Here is a 16,699-nt window from a genome sequence, read left to right as displayed (position 1 = left end):
GTGTAGCCTTACTTTCTTTTCTTATGCGGTTTTGGTGCGAATCAGATAGTCAAATGAACTCAGAGACGCCTTCGCCCCTTCGCCCGTGGCGATAATGATCTGTTTGTACGGCACGGTGGTACAGTCGCCCGCCGCAAACACGCCTTTCACGCTGGTTTCACACTTCGCATCAATGATGATTTCACCCATGCGGTTGCGCTCAATCGCGCCTTCCAGCCAGGTGGTGTTTGGCAGCAGACCAATCTGCACAAAGATCCCTGACAGCTGAACGCTATGCACGTCGCCGCTCACGCGGTCGCGATATTCCAGACCGGTCACTTTGCTGCCGTCGCCCTTCACTTCCGTCGTCTGCGCGTTCAGTACGATGTCGACGTTTTTCAGGCTGCGAACTTTATCCTGCAGAACCTGGTCGGCCTTCATCTCTGGAGCGAACTCCAGAAGGGTAACGTGCTCAACAATCCCCGCCAGGTCGATAGCCGCTTCCACGCCGGAGTTACCGCCGCCGATCACCGCCACGCGTTTACCTTTAAACAGCGGGCCGTCGCAGTGCGGACAGTAGGTCACGCCTTTGGTGCGGTACTGATCTTCGCCGGGGACGTTCATGTTGCGCCATTTCGCACCGGTGGCAATGATAATGCTGCGCGCTTTCAGCACCGCGCCGGACGCGGTTTCAATCTGGTGTAAACCACCCTCTACTGCGGCCGGAACCAGCTTGCTGGCGCTCTGGCTGTCGATCACGTCCACGTCATAGTCGCTGACGTGCGCCTTCAGCGCACCCGCCAGCTTCTGGCCTTCGGTCTTCGGTACGGAGATGTAGTTTTCGATATCCACGGTATCGAGCACCTGGCCACCAAAGCGTTCGCCCATCAGGCCGGTACGAATACCTTTACGCGCGGAGTACACCGCTGCCGCCGCACCCGCAGGGCCGGAACCGACGATCAGCACGTCGTATGCATCGCGTTTGTTCAGCGCTTCCGCCGCACGTTTTTCAGCACCGGTATCCACTTTAGCAACGATTTCGGTCAGCGTCATACGCCCCTGGCCGAACTCTTTGCCGTTCATGTAGACCGCCGGAACGCCCATCACGTTGCGATCGGTGATTTCATTCTGGAAGGTACCGCCGTCAATTGCCGTGTGCTTGATGCGCGGGTTCAGGACCGACATCAGGTTCAGCGCCTGCACCACGTCCGGGCAGTTGTGGCAGGAGAGCGAGTAATAGGTTTCAAACTCAAAATCGCCGTCGATATCGCGGATCTGCTCCAGCAGCGCCTGCGCTTCTTTTGACGGATGACCACCGGTCCACAGCAGCGCCAGCACCAGTGAAGTAAATTCGTGGCCCAGCGGCGAGCCTGCAAAGCGCGGTCCCTGGTCGGAGCCTGGGTTGGTAATCAGGAAAGAGGGCTTACGGACCGGCAGCGCGTTGTCTTCTTTGAAGGTCACTTTCGGCGACAGCTCGGCGATCTCCGCCAGCAGTTCCTTGATCTCTGCCGATTTGGCGCTGTCGTCCAGCGTGGCAATCAGCTCAACGGGTTTGGTCAGTTTCTCAAGGTAGGCCTTGAGCTGGGTTTTCATGTTAGTGTCGAGCATTGTTCTTCCCTCTCTTAAGACGTCATCATGCAAGCTGCCTTATACGGGCGGCCTGAATGCAACTTGCATCATGGTGCTGGAATGAAATGGGCGCGGGTGCGCCCATTGATTGCCGGATGGGCAAAACTTAGATTTTACCAACCAGATCTAAGGATGGAGCCAGCGTTGCTTCGCCTTCTTTCCATTTCGCCGGGCACACTTCGCCTGGGTGAGAAGCCACGTACTGAGCGGCTTTCACTTTACGCAGCAGGTCAGAAGCATCACGGCCGATACCTTCAGCGGTAACTTCGATAGCCTGGATAATGCCCTGCGGGTCAACAACGAAGGTCGCGCGGTCTGCCAGGCCTTCATCTTCACGCATGTTGTCGAAGTTACGGGTCAGGGCGCCAGTCGGGTCGCCGATCATCGCGTATTTGATTTTCGCAATGGTTTCAGAGCTGCCGTGCCATGCTTTGTGGGTGAAGTGGGTATCGGTAGAGACAGAGTAAACGTCTACGCCCAGCTTCTGCAGTTCGTCGTAATGGTCAGCCACGTCACCCAGTTCGGTCGGGCAAACGAAGGTGAAGTCAGCCGGATAGAAGAAGAAGACGCTCCAGCGGCCTTCGGTATCTTTCTCGGTAACTTCGATGAACTCACCGTTTTTGAACGCCTGGTTTTTGAAAGGTTTAATTTTAGTATTAATCAAAGACATCTGTACTTCCTCCGTGTTTTCGTTGAGATGTAAGGTAACCAACTTTATTCATCGGGGCTAATGCGTATGCTTTATCAAATCAATCAGCCAAACCTTACAACGTCGACAAGACAACAAAGTGAACCTTTTACAGGAAAGCCTGAAAGTAAAAAGGCCGCCTCAACGGGCGGCCCTGATACCTGAATTCCCCGCAGGTACATTCAGTGCCAGCCGAAACTGGCGTTGCGTTGCGCTCTACAACCCTTTATATCAAGGCGGTAACAGCCGTTTGATTACACCATCCGCGCAGGGATTGAGCAATCCATAAGAGAAGCATTCCTGCCTATGGCTGTGATAGGTTGTGTCGAACATCATTCCGGAGCGTTATCAATTGGTTTTCATTATAAAACTATCGCAATATATAAATGACAATTGTCATTTAAAATGATCGCACCCTTTTTCTAAGATAAAATCATCTCAATCGCTTTTGACGCGCCATTTCAATAATGTGCCACCGTGATATATTAAGATGATTTTAATTTAAAACTAAGAGAGCTAACCAAAAGAGTTATAAATGGTTAGCCTCAAACTATTGTTATCCGTTATATGATAACCACAGCAAACGCAGTACCTTCAGGACGAAACATGGCAAACCTCTATGACCTTAAAAAATTCGATCTTAATCTGTTAGTCATTTTCGAGTGCATTTACCAACACCTTAGTATCAGTAAAGCCGCCGAGACGCTGTATATCACCCCCTCTGCCGTAAGCCAGTCACTGCAACGTCTGAGAGGACAACTCAACGATCCTCTGTTTATTCGTTCCGGTAAAGGGATCACGCCCACGACCGTCGGCGTCAATTTGCATCATCATCTGGAACAAAACCTGAACCAGCTGGAGCAGACTATCAATATCATGCACAGCAGCGGGTTGAAGAAGAACTTTGTCATTTATTGCCCGCATTTTATGAGTACGAAAGCAACGCTTGACCCTATAAAACTGCTCATGGACAACCATAACTATTCAATTGAATTACATGATGTTTTTCTTTCTCCTGATTCTGCGGAAGATCTCTTAGCCTACCGAAGAGCCGACCTGATATTTTCGTTTTCTTCTTCGAACAGTCACTCTATCGCCTGTAGCCTCTACCATAAGCTTCCTTTCGTTCTCGTTTGTCGGGAGGGTCATCCCCGCCTCAGCGAAAATCCTACGCGTGAAGAGATTCTGAATGAAAACTTCACCGCCTGGCTGAACGATGAGAACAGCGTCAAAGGCTATCAGGAAAAGGCCGATAACCTGTTATTCGAAAGAAATATCGTCTATCGTAGCGACTCTTTTATATCCCTTCTGTCGGCGATCGGTTCGTCCGACCTCATAGGATTAGTGCCCGCACCGGCCTTCGAACAATATGGGCCAGCCCTCAACCTGCGCAAAGTGGAAACAGATATTCAATTACCCAGCATTGATATTTACATGATGTACAATCGTTCCGCGCTCAATAGCTCGGCATTCGCGAGCTTTATTGAAGAAATATCCTTACCGTGAGATATTTCTGTGGTTCTCGCAAAAAATGGGAACCACACCGTTAAAACATACACCACCGTTATAGAATTACGCGGCATATCCGTTACATATCCAATTAATGATTGACTGTTATAATCCGCTCTCTAGTATTGACGCTACAGTCAGGTATTTATCCCTCAGGATGAGAATTAGCATGTCACTTTATAAATACCCTATAAATCAGGATGTACTTACTGCTGCCCGGGAGCGAATAAAATGGACTCTCGAAAATTTACCCAGAACCTGTGTCTCTTTTTCAGGAGGTAAAGACTCCACCGTCATGCTGCATCTGGTTGCCCGACAGGCGCGACTGATGAACATTAAAATAGATGTGCTCTTTATCGACTGGGAAGCGCAGTTTTCCCATACCATTACCCATGTGGAACATATGCGCGAGCTGTACAGCGATGTCATCGACCATTTCTGGTGGATCGCGCTTCCCCTGACAACGCAAAATTCACTGTCGCAATTCCAGCCGGAATGGCAATGCTGGGAACCCGGCACCCGATGGGTCCGCCAGCCACCTGACGATGCGATAACCGATCCCGCTTTTTTTCCTTTCTACCAGCCTGGCATGACGTTTGAAACCTTTGTCCGCAGTTTCTGCGACTGGTTCTCTCTCAATCGCCCGGCGGCGGTACTGATTGGCATCCGCGCCGATGAGTCTTACAACCGTTTTCTGGCTATCGCGTCGGCGCGCAAGCAGCGGTTTGCCGACGATAAGCCCTGGACAACCGTCGCTCCGGGAGGACATGCCTGGTATATCTACCCTCTCTACGACTGGAAAACCGCCGATATATGGACCTGGTTCGCCAAATCGGGATGTTGCTATAACCCGCTCTATGACCTGATGTTTCAGGCCGGCGTGCCGCTACGCTACATGCGTATTTGTGAACCTTTTGGCCCGGAGCAGCGCCAGGGATTATGGCTCTACCACGTTGTTGAACCCGATCGCTGGGCGGCCATGTGCGAGCGCGTGAGCGGCGCGCGCAGCGGAGGGATGTACGCCGGACACGATAACCATTTTTATGGTCATCGAAAAATTCTGAAACCCGAACACCTCTGCTGGCGGGAATATGCCATGCTGCTCCTCGACAGCATGCCGCAACATACGGCTGAGCATTACCGCAATAAAATCGCCATTTATCTGCACTGGTATCAGAAGAGAGGCCTGGAGGATATTCCCGATACCCAGGACGGTGATATCGGTGCCAAAGATATTCCCTCATGGCGCCGTATTTGTAAGGTTCTCCTTAATAACGACTACTGGTGCAGGGCGCTATCGTTCAGCCCAAACAAACCCAAACATTATCAGCGCTACAGCGAAAGAGTGAAGGCGAAACGCAAGGAGTGGGGCATATTATGCGACAAAGACTAATCAACGAGATAGAAACGTACCTTCAGTCACTTCCCGAAGAGGATCGCATTAACGCCATAAATGCTTTTCGTGAGGCGATCCATCAACACAGTCCGTTTCGTGAGCAACCGATAGACTGCGTCCTCTGGATCAAACAGGACGCTATTACCGCTAACGACTACAACCCCAATAACGTTGCGCCACCAGAAAAACGGCTGCTCAGTAAGTCGCTGGAGCTCGATGGATTCACCCAACCTATCGTTGTGACAGAAAGTAAACCGCAACACTACGAAATTGTGGATGGTTTTCATCGCCATGAAATCGGTAAAAATCGGGCGGCGTTGAAGCATCAGCTCAAGGGGTATCTCCCCGTCACCTTCCTGCGCCAGGACCGACAGGATAAACATGACCGTATGGCTGCCACTATTCGTCACAACCGGGCGCGGGGTCGACACCAGATTAACGCCATGTCGGAGATCGTTCGCGAGCTGGTGCAGCTTGGCTGGAATGACGAGAGAATAAGCAAGGAGCTGGGAATGGACGGCGATGAAGTCTTGCGCCTCAAGCAAATCAACGGTCTGCTGGAGCTGTTTGCAGACCGCCGTTACTCAGAAGCCTGGACGGTGAAATAATCAGAGCGTGTTAAGACGCTCTGCCGCCGCCAGCAGCGTCGATTCCTGCTTCGCAAAGCAAAGACGAATCAGCTTATGCGGGAAGGGATCGGCGCAGAATACCGACAGCGGAATGGCGGCCACGCCCACCTCTTTCGTCAGCCACTGGCAGAAACTCACGTCGTCCAGATCGGAAATCGCGCTGTAGTCGGCGAGCAGGAAATAGGTCCCTTCTGAGGGCAAAATTTCCAGACGGCTTTTGCTTAATGCCGTCACAAACAGATCCCGACGTTCACGATAGAAGTGCGGCAGCTCGCGGTAATGCGCGGGCTCAGCACGCAGCATATCCGCCAGCGCCAGCTGAGCCGGCGTGTTCACGGCAAACGTCAGGTACTGATGCACTTTGCGCAGCTCAGCGCTGATGGCCGCCGGGGCCACGCAGTACCCTACCTTCCAGCCGGTCATATGGTAGGTCTTACCAAACGAAGAGACGGCGATAGCACGCTCGCGAAGCTGCGGATGGGCCAGCACGCTGGCATGCCCTTCCTCAGCAAAGCAGATGTGCTCGTAGACTTCATCGCTCAGGACGTAAATTTCCCGTTCGGCGATAGCCTGCCACAGCGCAGCAAAATCGGCTTTTTGCCACACCGTCGCCGACGGATTGTGCGGGGTATTCAGGATCACCAGGCGGGTTTTGTCGCTCAGCAGCGCAGCAAACGCCTGCCAGTCAGGGCGAAAATGCGGCGGCTGGAGCGCCACGCGCTTCACCACGCCGCCGGAGAGTTCAACCGCAGGCGCATAGCTGTCGTAGCTCGGATCAAAGCAGATGACTTCATCGCCCGTACGCACCAGCGCGGTGATGGCCGCATACAGCGCTTCGGTCGCCCCTGCCGTCACCGTAATGTCGCTGTTCGCATCGGGCTTATGGCCATACAGTTCCGCCGTTTTATCCGCAATGGCTTCCCGCAGCGCCTGCACACCCGTCATCGGCGCATACTGATTCGCCCCCTGCGCCACGTGGTACGCCAGGCGCTCCTGCAGATAGGGCGGGCCGTCGAAATCCGGAAAGCCCTGAGAAAGGTTAATGGCGTTGTGCTGCTGCGCCAGAGCGCTCATCTGCGTAAAGATGGTGGTACCGAGATTGGGAAGTTTACTCTGCGGAATCAATGCGTTATTGCTCATTGTGTTGTGCCTGCTTGTAATACTTATGTTGCTGCCACTATAACACGATGTTAGTCTTTGGCAATCAAGACGCTTAGACGTCTAAACCATATGAATATTCCTGGCCGCGAGGGTAAAAGGAAATGACAGACAACCTGCAACTTACACATCTTGTCGACGCCTGCCGCTGGATTGGCGCCAAAGGCTGGGCGCCCGCCACCGGCGGCAATATGTCGGTGCGTCAGGACGAACATCTGTGCTGGCTCAGCGAATCCGGAAAGGACAAAGGCAGCCTCACCACCGATGACTTCCTGCAGGTCGAGATTGCCACCAATCGCGCCCCGTCCGGTCGTAAACCGTCGGCGGAGACCGGGCTGCACACCCTTATCTATCGTCTGTTTCCTGAAGCCAACGCCGTCCTTCACGTTCACACGGTTAACGCCACGGTGCTGTCCCGTCTGGTCAAAGAAGCCGAGCTCAACATCAGCGGCTTTGAGATGCAAAAATCCCTCACCGGGCAGACCACGCATATGGACACGGTGGCTATCCCGATCTTTGATAACGACCAGGATATCGACGCCCTCGCCTCCCGAATCGCCCATTACGCAGAGGAACGCCCGCTTAATTATGGTTTTCTTCTGCGCGGTCATGGCTTAACCTGCTGGGGACGCGACGTGGCCGAGGCCCGCCGTCATCTGGAAGGGCTAGAATTCTTATTTGAATGCGAAATGCGTTTACGACAACTGGAGAGAATATGATTCGCGCGATTGTGACGGATATTGAAGGGACCACCAGCGATATTCGTTTTGTCCATGACGTTTTGTTCCCCTACGCGCGTGAGCGGCTGGCGGCCTTCGTGACCGCGCAGCAGTACGCCGAGCCGGTCAAATCCATTCTGGACAACCTGCGTGATGAAATCGATAACCCGCACGCCAGCGTCGGCGAACTTATCGACGCTCTGTTTGCCTTTATGGACGAAGACCGCAAATCGACCGCGCTCAAAGCCCTGCAGGGGATCATCTGGCACGACGGCTACGTTAACGGCGACTTTACCGGACACCTCTACCCCGACGTGCTGCCTGCGCTGGAAAAGTGGAAAGCGCAAGGGATTGATCTCTATGTTTATTCCTCTGGCTCCGTCGCCGCGCAGAAACTGTTATTTGGCTACAGCGACGAAGGTGATATTACTCATCTGTTCAGCGGCTATTTCGATACCCACATCGGCGCCAAGCGCGAGGTGCAGTCTTATCAGAACATCGCGGCGCAAACGGGCATTGCCCCGTCGCAGATCCTGTTCCTGTCCGATATTCATCAGGAGCTGGATGCGGCTGAACAGGCAGGTTTTCGTACCCTGCAGCTGATTCGCGGTGATGATGACGGCGCAAGCCACCACCATCAGGTCCACCAGTTTGACGAGATTAACCCGGAGCAGATCCCTTCATGAGCGCATTGACCATTTATTCCGACAAAGACGCCAGTCAACACCAGTGGCACAGTACCGACGCCGCCGAGATTGCCCAACAGCTCAACGCCAAAGGCGTGCGGTTTGAACGCTGGGCTGCGGATCGCGATTTAGGACACGATCCCGCGCCTGAAGCCGTGATCGAGGCGTATCAACATGCGATCGACAAACTGGTGGCAGAGAAGGGTTACCAGAGCTGGGACGTGATCAGCCTGCGCGCCGACAATCCGCAGAAAGATGCGCTACGCGCGAAGTTCCTGAACGAACACACCCACGGCGAAGATGAGGTACGCTTTTTCGTGGAAGGCGCGGGGCTGTTCTGCCTGCACATTGGCGATGAGGTGTATCAGGTGCTGTGCGAGAAAAACGACCTGATCTCCGTCCCCGCGGGCACGCCGCACTGGTTTGATATGGGCTCAGAGCCGAACTTTACCGCCATTCGTATTTTCGATAACCCGGAAGGCTGGGTGGCCCAGTTTACCGGTGATGCGATTGCGGATGCGTATCCACGCCTGGCATGATCTTTTCTCCCTCTCCCTGTGGGAGAGGGTAAGGGTGAGGGCATCCGAGCGCGTTACACCTTCAATCCCTTCACATATCCCACCAGCTGATCCAGCACAATCCCCCATCCTTCGTGGAAGCCCATCTGATCATGCTGCTCGCGGATCTCCTTCGTCGGATGACGCGCAATCGCCGTATAGCGGGTTTTCCCCTCCCCGACATCTTCCAGCAATAAAATCGCCGTCATAAACGGCTTCTCGGCCGGTTTCCAGCCTTCGGTATAGCCGTCGGTAAAGACCAGCTTTTTACCGGGATCGATTTCCAGGAAGACGCCCCGGTTATCCATCCGCTGACCGTCCACCTCAAACACGGTGTTGAACCGCCCGCCCACGCGCAGGTCGAGATCGCATTCGGTCACCTTATGGGGAGCAGGAATGAAGAAGTTTTTGATGTGTTCCGGCGTAGTCCAGCAGAGCCAAAGCAGGTCGCGCGGTGCATCCACCACGCGCTCCAGTTTTAAGTCAGTTTCAGGATCGAGCGTCACGATGTTGTCCTCTTAAGGGAGCCCCTTAAAGGATAGCCGGACTCAGGCAAATTTCCCTTCCGCAACCTCTTCCGGCGTGACCACGCCCGTATCCAGCACCCAGCCGCTAATCAGCGAGGCTGGCGTAACGTCAAACGCCGGGTTGTAGACCTGCGCGTTTTCCGGCGCCCACTGAACCGCGCCAAAGCTTCCGGCGACGCCCGTCACCTCGCTGGCGGCACGCTGCTCAATCGGGATCGCGTCGCCGTTCGGGCATTCCGGGTCGAGGGTCGTTTGCGGCGCGGCCACATAGAACGGAATGCCGTGGAATTTTGCCAGCACCGCCAGGGAGTAGGTGCCGATTTTGTTCGCCACGTCGCCGTTAGCCGCAATGCGGTCTGCGCCCACCCACACGGCGTCTACCTGCCCTTTCGCCATCAGGCTGGCGGCCATGGAATCGGTAATCAGCTGATACGGCACACCCAGCTCGCCAAGCTCCCACGCGGTCAATCTACCGCCCTGCAGCAGCGGGCGGGTTTCATCGACCCAGACGTTGCTGACGTTGCCTTCCTGGTGCGCGCGAGCAATGACCCCAAGCGCCGTACCGACCCCCGCCGTTGCCAGTCCGCCGGTGTTGCAGTGGGTCAGCAGGCGGCTGCCGGGCTTCACCAGCGCGCTGCCCGCTTTCGCAATGGCATCACAGAGTCGTTTATCTTCATCAATCAGGCGCAGCGCCTCCGACACCAGCGCCGGAACATACTCTTCCTGCCACAGCGCAATCTTCATGCGGTCGAGATTGTTCATCAGGTTCACCGCCGTCGGGCGGGACGCGCGCAGGGTTTCCAGCGCAATCGCCAGCTCGTCACGGTTTTTGCCGTTTTCCGCCAGCAGCGCCAGCAGCAGGCTTGCAGAGAGACCAATCAGCGGCGCGCCGCGCACGCGCAGGGCGTGGATATGCCCAACCAGCGCCTCTACGGTCGAGGCATCCAGCCAGCGTTTCTCCTGCGGGAGGGCCTGCTGGTCGAGAATAAAGAGCTGATTATTCGCCACCCGCAGGCTGGTCGTCTGTAATGTCTGCATGTCGTTAATTCCCTGTTGCGTTGTTGTAGCACATTGTGTCAGGATGAAATCCAGATGTATAGACGTCTACATGTCTTAATTTAAAAACTCGTGAGGAGCAGGCCATGTCGCAATACCGTACCTTTACCGCTCAGGATGCCGTGGAGTATGCCAGGCAGTTTGGCGGACTTGACGATCCTTCATCGCTGGTAGAGGCGCAGGAGATTGGCGACGGCAACCTCAATCTGGTCTTTAAAATTTTCGACAGCGCGGGCGTGAGCCGCATCGTCGTTAAGCAGGCGCTACCCTACGTGCGCTGCGTCGGCGAGTCCTGGCCGCTGACGCTGGACCGCGCCCGTCTGGAGGCGCAAACCCTGGTCGAGCACTACCGGCACAGCCCGCAGCACACCGTGAAAATCCACCACTTCGATCCGGAGCTGGCAGTGATGGTGATGGAAGATCTCTCCAGCCATCGCATCTGGCGCGGCGAGCTGATCAAAAATAATTATTACCCGCTGGCGGCGCGTCAGCTGGGTGAATACCTCGCGCACGCGCTGTTCTACACCAGCGATTTCTACCTGCACCCGCACGAGAAGAAAGCGCAGGTGGCGAAATTCATCAACCCGGAGATGTGCGAGATCACCGAAGATCTGTTCTTCAACGATCCGTACCAGATCCACGAGCGCAACAGCTACCCGGCCGAGCTGGAAAATGACGTCGCGGCGCTGCGCAACGACGCTCAGCTGAAAATGGCCGTGGCCTCCCTGAAGCACCGCTTCTTCTCGCACGCCGAAGCGCTCCTGCACGGCGATATTCACAGCGGGTCGATTTTTGTGGCGGACGGCAGCCTGAAGGCCATCGACGCCGAGTTTGGCTACTTTGGCCCGATTGGCTTTGACGTCGGTACCGCCATCGGCAACCTGCTGCTGAACTTCTGCGGCCTGCCGGGGCATCTGGGCATTCGCGATGCCGCCGCCGCGCGCGAGCAGCGCCTGACCGATATTCAGGAGCTGTGGAACACCTTCGCGGAACGCTTCCAGGCGCTGGCACACGAGAAAACGCGCGACGCCGCGCTCGGCGCGCCGGGTTACGCCTCCGCGTTCCTGAAAAAAGTCTGGCATGACGCCATCGGCTTCTGCGGCACCGAACTCGTTCGCCGCAGCGTCGGGCTTTCCCACGTCGCGGATATCGACACCATTCAGGACGAGGCCATGCGACACGAATGCCTGCGCCACGCGATAACGCTCGGTAAAGCGCTGATTGTGATTGCCGACCGCATCGACAGTGCGGAAGATCTGGTGGCGCGGGTGCGGCAGTATAGTTGATTTTCTCCCTCTCCCTGCGGGAGAGGGCCGGGGTGAGGGCATCAAACTGCGCTTACCCCAAATACTCAATCACCGACAGCCCGCCGTTATAGTCCGTGCTGTAGATAATTCCCTGCGCATCCACAAACACATCACACGACTGGATCACCTGCGGGCGATTCGGTCGAGTATCCATCATTTTCTCCGGTGCCGCAGGCACCAGCGCACCGGTTTCAACCGGTCGATACGGATTGGAAATGTCATACGCGCGCACGCCCGCGTTCTGATACGTCGCAAAAATCAGCGTCGAGCTGACGAAGCTCCCCGGCCGGTTCTCGTGCAGGTTGTGCGGCCCGAAATGCGCCCCTTTCGCCACGTAGTCGATTTCATCCGGCTGGGGGAAGGTAGAAATACTGACCGGATTCGACGGCTCGCGGATATCAAACAGCCAGATCAGCTTCTCGCCGTCTTCCTGGTTATCGAGCACCGCTTCGTCCAGCACCACCAGCAGATCGCGGTCGGGCAGCGGCAGCGCGGTGTGCGTGCCGCCGCCAAACGGCGGGCTCCAGTTACGGTGGCTAATGAGCTTAGGACGGGTACGATCCTTCACGTCCAGCAGCGTCAGGCCGCCGTCGCGCCAGCTGCCGTACGCGGTATCGCCGGCAATAATCGCATGGTGGAGCGCGTAGCGTTTCCCTTCCGGCCAGTTCGGCTGTTCACCTTCAGCCTGGTTCATCCCCGGCAGCCACCAGCGCCCTGCCACCTCAGGCTTACGCGGGTCGGCCAGGTCGATCGTCAAAAAGATGTAGTCGGTAAAGCCGTCGATCAGCGCCGACACGTACGCCCAGCGTCCGCCGACGTACCAGATGCGGTGGATGCCGATACCGCTCAGCGACAGAAAACCGATTTCGCACGGCTTGTCCGGCGTGGAGATATCAAACACGCGCAGCCCGGCGCTCCAGCCTTTGTCCTGCACGTCGCGGACAGTCTCGCCCACCTGCCGGGTGTAGTAGACCTTCTCGTCGGCAAAGCGGGCATCGGCAAACAGATCCCGGGCGTTGATGACCAGCAGCAGGTCATCATGCGCCTGCAGATGCACGTTCCAGGTGCCGGGCGGCGCGGGCACGTAGCCTGCCGCTTTCGGGTTTTTCGGGTCGCGCACGTCGACAATCGAAAAGCCCTGCGACACCATATGGCCGATATAGGCGAAACCGCGATGCACCATCAGCTGCACGCCGTCCGGGCGACCCCCCTGATCGCTATGGCCAATCAGCCGCATATTGCGGCTGTATTCGGGCGTAGGGAGCTCGCTCATTTATTTTTCGCTTCCAGCGTCGCAAACCACGGCGCGATAAAATCTTCCGTCTGGCCCCAGCCCGGAATGATTTTGCCCAGCGACGCCACGTTCACCGCGCCCGGCTGGGCGGTCAGCAGCGCCTGAGGAATGGCGGCTGCCTTAAAATCGTAGGTCGCTGGCGTCGCTTCCCCGGCAATCTTGTTCGCCACCAGACGCACGTTGGTCGCGCCAATCAGCTTCGGATCCACCGCCACGCTCACCTTCCACGGGCTGCCCGGCTCGCGCATCAGCTGCAGATCCTGGTTAGAGATGTCGATGCTGTAGAGCTTAATCTCGGTGCGGCCGTTCTCTTTCAGCGCCTTATACGCGCCCTGGCTGAAGGCGTCCCAGGTTCCCCAGATGGCATCGATTTTGCCTTTCGGGTATTTCGCGAGGATTGCACCCACCTTGTTGGCGGTGTCGCCCTGCACGTCGGAAGAGACCGCACCGATAGACTCCAGCTCTTTAATGTCCGGATACTGTTTTTGCAGCTCTTTATAGGCCGCCTGGCGACGCTCCATCGGCGGGAAGCCCGCCACCCACAGCTTGACGATATTGGCCTTGCCGTTGAAATCTTTCGCCAGCTGGCCGAAGGAGAGGTTCGTCAGGGAGGCATCATCCTGCTGGGTAACGGTCACGCCCGGGATCTCGCCGTTGACGGCGGTATCAAATACCGCGACCTTAATCCCGGCGTCCACCGCCTTCTTCACCAGCGCGGTGGAGTACGGATCGCGGCCCTGAGACAGGATAATCCCGTCGTACTTCTGGCTGATGGCCTGGTTCACGAAGTCCTGGAATTTGGCGTCGTCCCCGTTGCTTAAAAAGGTGCTGACCTTAAAGCCAAGCTTCTTCCCTTCCTGAATGGCCCCGGCAATAAACTGTGTGGTGTTGTCGTCTGAGCCGAGGTTACGGATCACCGCGATGCGGATCGGGCCGTCATGGTTGGCAATGGCCGCCGGAAGCGGTGCAGGCGTGGCCGCGAAGCCAGGCAGAGCGGTGAATAACCCTAATGCCACCAAAGAGAGTGCAATCTTTTTCATTTTTTATCCCGTTGTGTTGTCAGCGTTTTTGTATGTAGGTAATCGCCAGCGCTACCGCGAGCACCAGCCCTTTTATAATGTCCATGGCGTAATACGGCACGGAGAGCATCACCAGCCCGTTCGACAGCACGCCGAGAATAACCGCCCCGACCAGGGTCCCCAGCGCGTTCGGCTTGCCGGACCCGGCCAGCGAGAAGCCAATCCACGCCGCCGCCACCGCATCCATCAGATATCCGCCGCCTGCGTTCACCTGCGACGAGCCAATGCGCGAGGCCAGCAAAATCCCGCCCAGGCCCGCCAGCAGCGAGGCAATCACGTAGGCCGCCACCTTGTAGCGGGTGGTGCGAATGCCGGAGAGACGCGCCGCTTCCGGGTTACCGCCAATGGCGTACATCCGGCGTCCATGAGTGGTGAGCGACAGCCCCAGCTGTGCCAGCACGGTCACCACCAGCATGACGATCACGATGGTCGGCACCTGTCCCAGCAGGCTGAACGTCGCCGGAATAGTCCCTTCCGCCATATCGCCGCTCGGCAGCACCATGTTTTCGGTAATCGACCCGCCGTAGCTGTAGGTCATCGCCACGCCCTGGATCACAAACAGGCTGGCCAGCGTCGCGAGCATGTCCGGAATGCGCAGGATGACGATCAGAAAGGCGTTAAACAGCCCCACCAGCGTGCAGAGCGCGAGGGTAATCAGAATCGACTCGGTGGTGCCGAAGCCGTGCCAGACGAAAAGGGAAATCACCAGCGCGTTCGCCAGCGACGCGGTAGACCCCACGGAGAGATCGAATCCGCCGATGGTCAGCGAAATCGACACGCCTATGGCAATCACCGTCACGATGGCAATCGAGCGCAGGATATTGATGATGTTATTCGGATCGAGGAAGCTGTCCGACGCCAGACCAAAGACGGCCACCAGCGCGACGACGGTCAGCAACATGCCCCACCTGTAGAGAAAATCGAAAATCTGCTGACGGCCAGACGCCGTCGCGTTTACTGAAAGGGCCTTGCTCACGACGCCGTTCCTCCGGTTGAATAATAAAGTAATGTCTCTTCACGGGCCTCGGTCCCGGCGATTTCCGCCACGATGCGCCCGTCCCACAGCACGCAGATGCGGTCGCACAGCCCGACCAGCTCGGCAAATTCGCCGGAGGCGTAAATCACCCCTTTGCCCTCGCGCGCCAGGCCGTCAATCAGCTGGAAAAGATCGGTTTTGGCCTTCACGTCCACGCCTTTGGTCGGCTCGTCGAAGATCAGCACGCTCGCGTCATTGCGCAGCCACTTGCCGATAGCCACCTTCTGCTGGTTACCGCCGGAGAGACGTCGCAAAACCTGCCCGGGACCGCGCGCGCGAACGCCGACGCGGGCGATCACCTCCTCCGCCCAGCGCCACGCCTGACGATGGCCGAACAGGCTCCAGCGCGAGAAGCTGTTATCAGCGCACACGGCAAGGTTCATGCTCACCGGCTCGTCGATAAAAATACCCTCTTTACGCCGCTCTTCCGGCACCAGCGCCAGCCCGCGCAGCACCGAGTCCGCCGGATCGCGCGGCTGCCAGGGCTGTTGATTCAGCTCACCGCGCGCCACGCGGCTTTTGCTGGCGCCAAACAGCGCCTTACAGAGTTCGGTTTTTCCCGCCCCCGCCAGCCCGGCAATACCAAGAATTTCGCCCTTGCGCAGGTGCAGGGAGATATCTTTCAGCAGCGCGTCGTCGTGCAGACCTTCTACCCGCAGGAGCGTCTCTTCGCCGTGCGGTGGCCGCGCGGGCGGATAGATATCGCTCAGCACGTGGCCGAGCATCTTCTCGACGATCGCTTCTCCGCTAAGATCGGCCATCGGTCCGGACTCAATCAGCTTGCCGTCGCGCAGCACCGTCAGGGTGTCGCAGATGGCCTTCAGCTCGTGAATGCGGTGGGAGATAAACACCACGCCGATGCCCTGCTGCTTTAAGCGTCTGACTACCGCAAACAGGCGCTCGCTCTCGTGCGCGTCCAGCGGCGCGGTGGGCTCATCAAGAATCAAAAAACGGCAGTGGTGGGATAGCGCCCGCGCCAGCAAAATCTGCTGCTTTTCGGCAAGCGTGCAGCTGTCGATGGAACGGCGTACGTCCAGAGAAACATCCAGCTGCGCCAGCGCCTGTCTCGCCTGCTGACGGATCGCGCGCCAGCTGAAGCGATGCCCCGGCTGCGCCAGCTGGTCGAGCATGATGTTCTCGGCGATGCTTAACCCCGGGATCAGGGCCACGTCCACTTCCTGCTGCACAAGGTGGATCCCCAGCCGTTTGGCATCGAGCGGTTCGCGGATGTTTACCGGCTGGTTGTTAATGCTGATCTCGCCCTCATAGTGGTCGTGCGTCCCGCACAGCACCGCCATCAGCGTCGATTTTCCCGCGCCGTTGGCGCCGGTCAGCGCATGTACGGAGCGGCCGGATAAGGTGAAATTCACGCGCGACAGCGCCTGAAAGCCGGAAAAGGCCAGGCTGATACCGCGCATTTCAAGGCGACTGGAAACCATCCGCGTAAATC

The 16,699-nt window shown here is 56.9% G+C and carries 16 protein-coding genes; 7 read left to right on the top strand and 9 right to left on the bottom strand.

Annotated features, from left to right (window positions below):
• Positions 1–21 precede the first annotated feature (21 nt).
• Both ahpF and ahpC read right to left on the bottom strand, forming a co-directional pair.
• Positions 22–1,587: an alkyl hydroperoxide reductase subunit F gene (gene ahpF / locus AB3N39_RS05700; RefSeq protein ID WP_047650564.1), complete on the bottom strand. Its 1,566-nt coding sequence runs from the start codon at positions 1,585–1,587 to the stop codon at positions 22–24.
• A 127-nt stretch (positions 1,588–1,714) separates the two neighbouring features.
• The gene (ahpC, locus tag AB3N39_RS05695) at positions 1,715–2,278 is read right to left on the bottom strand and encodes an alkyl hydroperoxide reductase subunit C (protein WP_032638815.1); all 564 of its coding nucleotides are present in this window, start codon (positions 2,276–2,278) and stop codon (positions 1,715–1,717) included.
• A 624-nt stretch (positions 2,279–2,902) separates the two neighbouring features.
• Between ahpC and AB3N39_RS05690 the strand changes: the two genes are divergently transcribed.
• From AB3N39_RS05690 to AB3N39_RS05680, 3 genes are all read left to right on the top strand, one after another.
• The gene (locus AB3N39_RS05690) at positions 2,903–3,802 is read left to right on the top strand and encodes a LysR family transcriptional regulator (RefSeq protein WP_367897135.1); all 900 of its coding nucleotides are present in this window, start codon (positions 2,903–2,905) and stop codon (positions 3,800–3,802) included.
• Between the two features lie 172 nt (positions 3,803–3,974).
• Complete coding sequence (locus AB3N39_RS05685; protein ID WP_136195343.1) at positions 3,975–5,198, top strand: phosphoadenosine phosphosulfate reductase; 1,224 nt, start codon at positions 3,975–3,977, stop codon at positions 5,196–5,198.
• Entirely contained in the window at positions 5,183–5,809 is a 627-nt protein-coding gene (locus AB3N39_RS05680; protein ID WP_047650561.1) for a ParB/RepB/Spo0J family partition protein, read from the top strand. Before AB3N39_RS05685 ends, AB3N39_RS05680 begins: the two co-directional genes overlap by 16 nt.
• Here AB3N39_RS05680 and AB3N39_RS05675 read toward each other — a convergent pair whose 3' ends face one another.
• Positions 5,810–6,970, bottom strand: coding sequence for a pyridoxal phosphate-dependent aminotransferase (locus AB3N39_RS05675; protein ID WP_136195342.1), 1,161 nt, complete (start codon positions 6,968–6,970; stop codon positions 5,810–5,812).
• A 122-nt stretch (positions 6,971–7,092) separates the two neighbouring features.
• Between AB3N39_RS05675 and AB3N39_RS05670 the strand changes: the two genes are divergently transcribed.
• Genes AB3N39_RS05670 through AB3N39_RS05660 form a run of 3 tightly spaced genes read left to right on the top strand, consistent with a single transcriptional unit; the run spans position 7,093 to position 8,932 of the window.
• On the top strand, positions 7,093–7,707 hold the full coding sequence (locus tag AB3N39_RS05670; RefSeq protein ID WP_133293980.1) for a methylthioribulose 1-phosphate dehydratase: 615 nt from the start codon (positions 7,093–7,095) through the stop codon (positions 7,705–7,707).
• Positions 7,704–8,393, top strand: a complete 690-nt coding sequence (gene mtnC, locus AB3N39_RS05665; protein WP_127730004.1) for an acireductone synthase — start codon at positions 7,704–7,706, stop codon at positions 8,391–8,393. The genes AB3N39_RS05670 and mtnC overlap by 4 nt, the downstream gene beginning before the upstream one ends.
• Positions 8,390–8,932, top strand: a complete 543-nt coding sequence (locus tag AB3N39_RS05660; RefSeq protein WP_023293046.1) for an acireductone dioxygenase — start codon at positions 8,390–8,392, stop codon at positions 8,930–8,932. Before mtnC ends, AB3N39_RS05660 begins: the two co-directional genes overlap by 4 nt.
• A gap of 53 nt (positions 8,933–8,985) precedes the next feature.
• Here the strand turns inward: AB3N39_RS05660 and AB3N39_RS05655 are convergent, their stop codons facing one another.
• Entirely contained in the window at positions 8,986–9,456 is a 471-nt protein-coding gene (locus AB3N39_RS05655) for an SRPBCC family protein (protein WP_143344822.1), read from the bottom strand.
• Between the two features lie 42 nt (positions 9,457–9,498).
• Entirely contained in the window at positions 9,499–10,515 is a 1,017-nt protein-coding gene (gene mtnA, locus AB3N39_RS05650; protein WP_047173405.1) for an S-methyl-5-thioribose-1-phosphate isomerase, read from the bottom strand.
• A 104-nt stretch (positions 10,516–10,619) separates the two neighbouring features.
• On the opposite strand from mtnA, the gene mtnK reads away from it, so the two are divergent.
• Positions 10,620–11,819, top strand: coding sequence for an S-methyl-5-thioribose kinase (mtnK, locus tag AB3N39_RS05645; RefSeq protein ID WP_143344821.1), 1,200 nt, complete (start codon positions 10,620–10,622; stop codon positions 11,817–11,819).
• 52 nt (positions 11,820–11,871) lie between these two features.
• Here mtnK and AB3N39_RS05640 read toward each other — a convergent pair whose 3' ends face one another.
• Genes AB3N39_RS05640 through AB3N39_RS05625 form a run of 4 tightly spaced genes read right to left on the bottom strand, consistent with a single transcriptional unit; the run spans position 11,872 to position 16,688 of the window.
• Positions 11,872–13,113: an LVIVD repeat-containing protein gene (locus AB3N39_RS05640; RefSeq protein WP_367897134.1), complete on the bottom strand. Its 1,242-nt coding sequence runs from the start codon at positions 13,111–13,113 to the stop codon at positions 11,872–11,874.
• A complete protein-coding gene (locus AB3N39_RS05635) occupies positions 13,110–14,174 on the bottom strand; it encodes a sugar ABC transporter substrate-binding protein (RefSeq protein ID WP_048026943.1) in 1,065 nt (354 codons plus the stop codon). Before AB3N39_RS05635 ends, AB3N39_RS05640 begins: the two co-directional genes overlap by 4 nt.
• 19 nt (positions 14,175–14,193) lie before the next feature.
• On the bottom strand, positions 14,194–15,189 hold the full coding sequence (locus AB3N39_RS05630; protein WP_115874471.1) for an ABC transporter permease: 996 nt from the start codon (positions 15,187–15,189) through the stop codon (positions 14,194–14,196).
• Positions 15,186–16,688: a sugar ABC transporter ATP-binding protein gene (locus AB3N39_RS05625; protein WP_367897133.1), complete on the bottom strand. Its 1,503-nt coding sequence runs from the start codon at positions 16,686–16,688 to the stop codon at positions 15,186–15,188. Before AB3N39_RS05625 ends, AB3N39_RS05630 begins: the two co-directional genes overlap by 4 nt.
• Positions 16,689–16,699: the final 11 nt, after the last annotated feature.

Origin of the sequence: Enterobacter vonholyi (genome assembly GCF_040834095.1) — a bacterium.
In the GTDB taxonomy this organism is placed as follows: domain Bacteria; phylum Pseudomonadota; class Gammaproteobacteria; order Enterobacterales; family Enterobacteriaceae; genus Enterobacter; species Enterobacter vonholyi.
This window is presented reverse-complemented; position numbering and strand designations above follow the sequence as displayed.

Excerpts from the sequence above, each read along its gene's own strand:
- mtnK (WP_143344821.1), top strand. The coding sequence starts at position 10,620 with ATGTCGCAATACCGTACCTTTACCGCTCAGGATGCCGTGGAGTATGCC.
- mtnC (WP_127730004.1), top strand. The coding sequence starts at position 7,704 with ATGATTCGCGCGATTGTGACGGATATTGAAGGGACCACCAGCGATATT.
- AB3N39_RS05625 (WP_367897133.1), bottom strand. The coding sequence starts at position 16,688 with ATGGTTTCCAGTCGCCTTGAAATGCGCGGTATCAGCCTGGCCTTTTCC.
- AB3N39_RS05680 (WP_047650561.1), top strand. The coding sequence starts at position 5,183 with ATGCGACAAAGACTAATCAACGAGATAGAAACGTACCTTCAGTCACTT.
- AB3N39_RS05685 (WP_136195343.1), top strand. The coding sequence starts at position 3,975 with ATGTCACTTTATAAATACCCTATAAATCAGGATGTACTTACTGCTGCC.
- AB3N39_RS05670 (WP_133293980.1), top strand. The coding sequence starts at position 7,093 with ATGACAGACAACCTGCAACTTACACATCTTGTCGACGCCTGCCGCTGG.
- AB3N39_RS05675 (WP_136195342.1), bottom strand. The coding sequence starts at position 6,970 with ATGAGCAATAACGCATTGATTCCGCAGAGTAAACTTCCCAATCTCGGT.
- AB3N39_RS05640 (WP_367897134.1), bottom strand. The coding sequence starts at position 13,113 with ATGAGCGAGCTCCCTACGCCCGAATACAGCCGCAATATGCGGCTGATT.
- ahpF (WP_047650564.1), bottom strand. The coding sequence starts at position 1,587 with ATGCTCGACACTAACATGAAAACCCAGCTCAAGGCCTACCTTGAGAAA.
- ahpC (WP_032638815.1), bottom strand. The coding sequence starts at position 2,278 with ATGTCTTTGATTAATACTAAAATTAAACCTTTCAAAAACCAGGCGTTC.
- AB3N39_RS05660 (WP_023293046.1), top strand. The coding sequence starts at position 8,390 with ATGAGCGCATTGACCATTTATTCCGACAAAGACGCCAGTCAACACCAG.
- AB3N39_RS05635 (WP_048026943.1), bottom strand. The coding sequence starts at position 14,174 with ATGAAAAAGATTGCACTCTCTTTGGTGGCATTAGGGTTATTCACCGCT.
- mtnA (WP_047173405.1), bottom strand. The coding sequence starts at position 10,515 with ATGCAGACATTACAGACGACCAGCCTGCGGGTGGCGAATAATCAGCTC.
- AB3N39_RS05690 (WP_367897135.1), top strand. The coding sequence starts at position 2,903 with ATGGCAAACCTCTATGACCTTAAAAAATTCGATCTTAATCTGTTAGTC.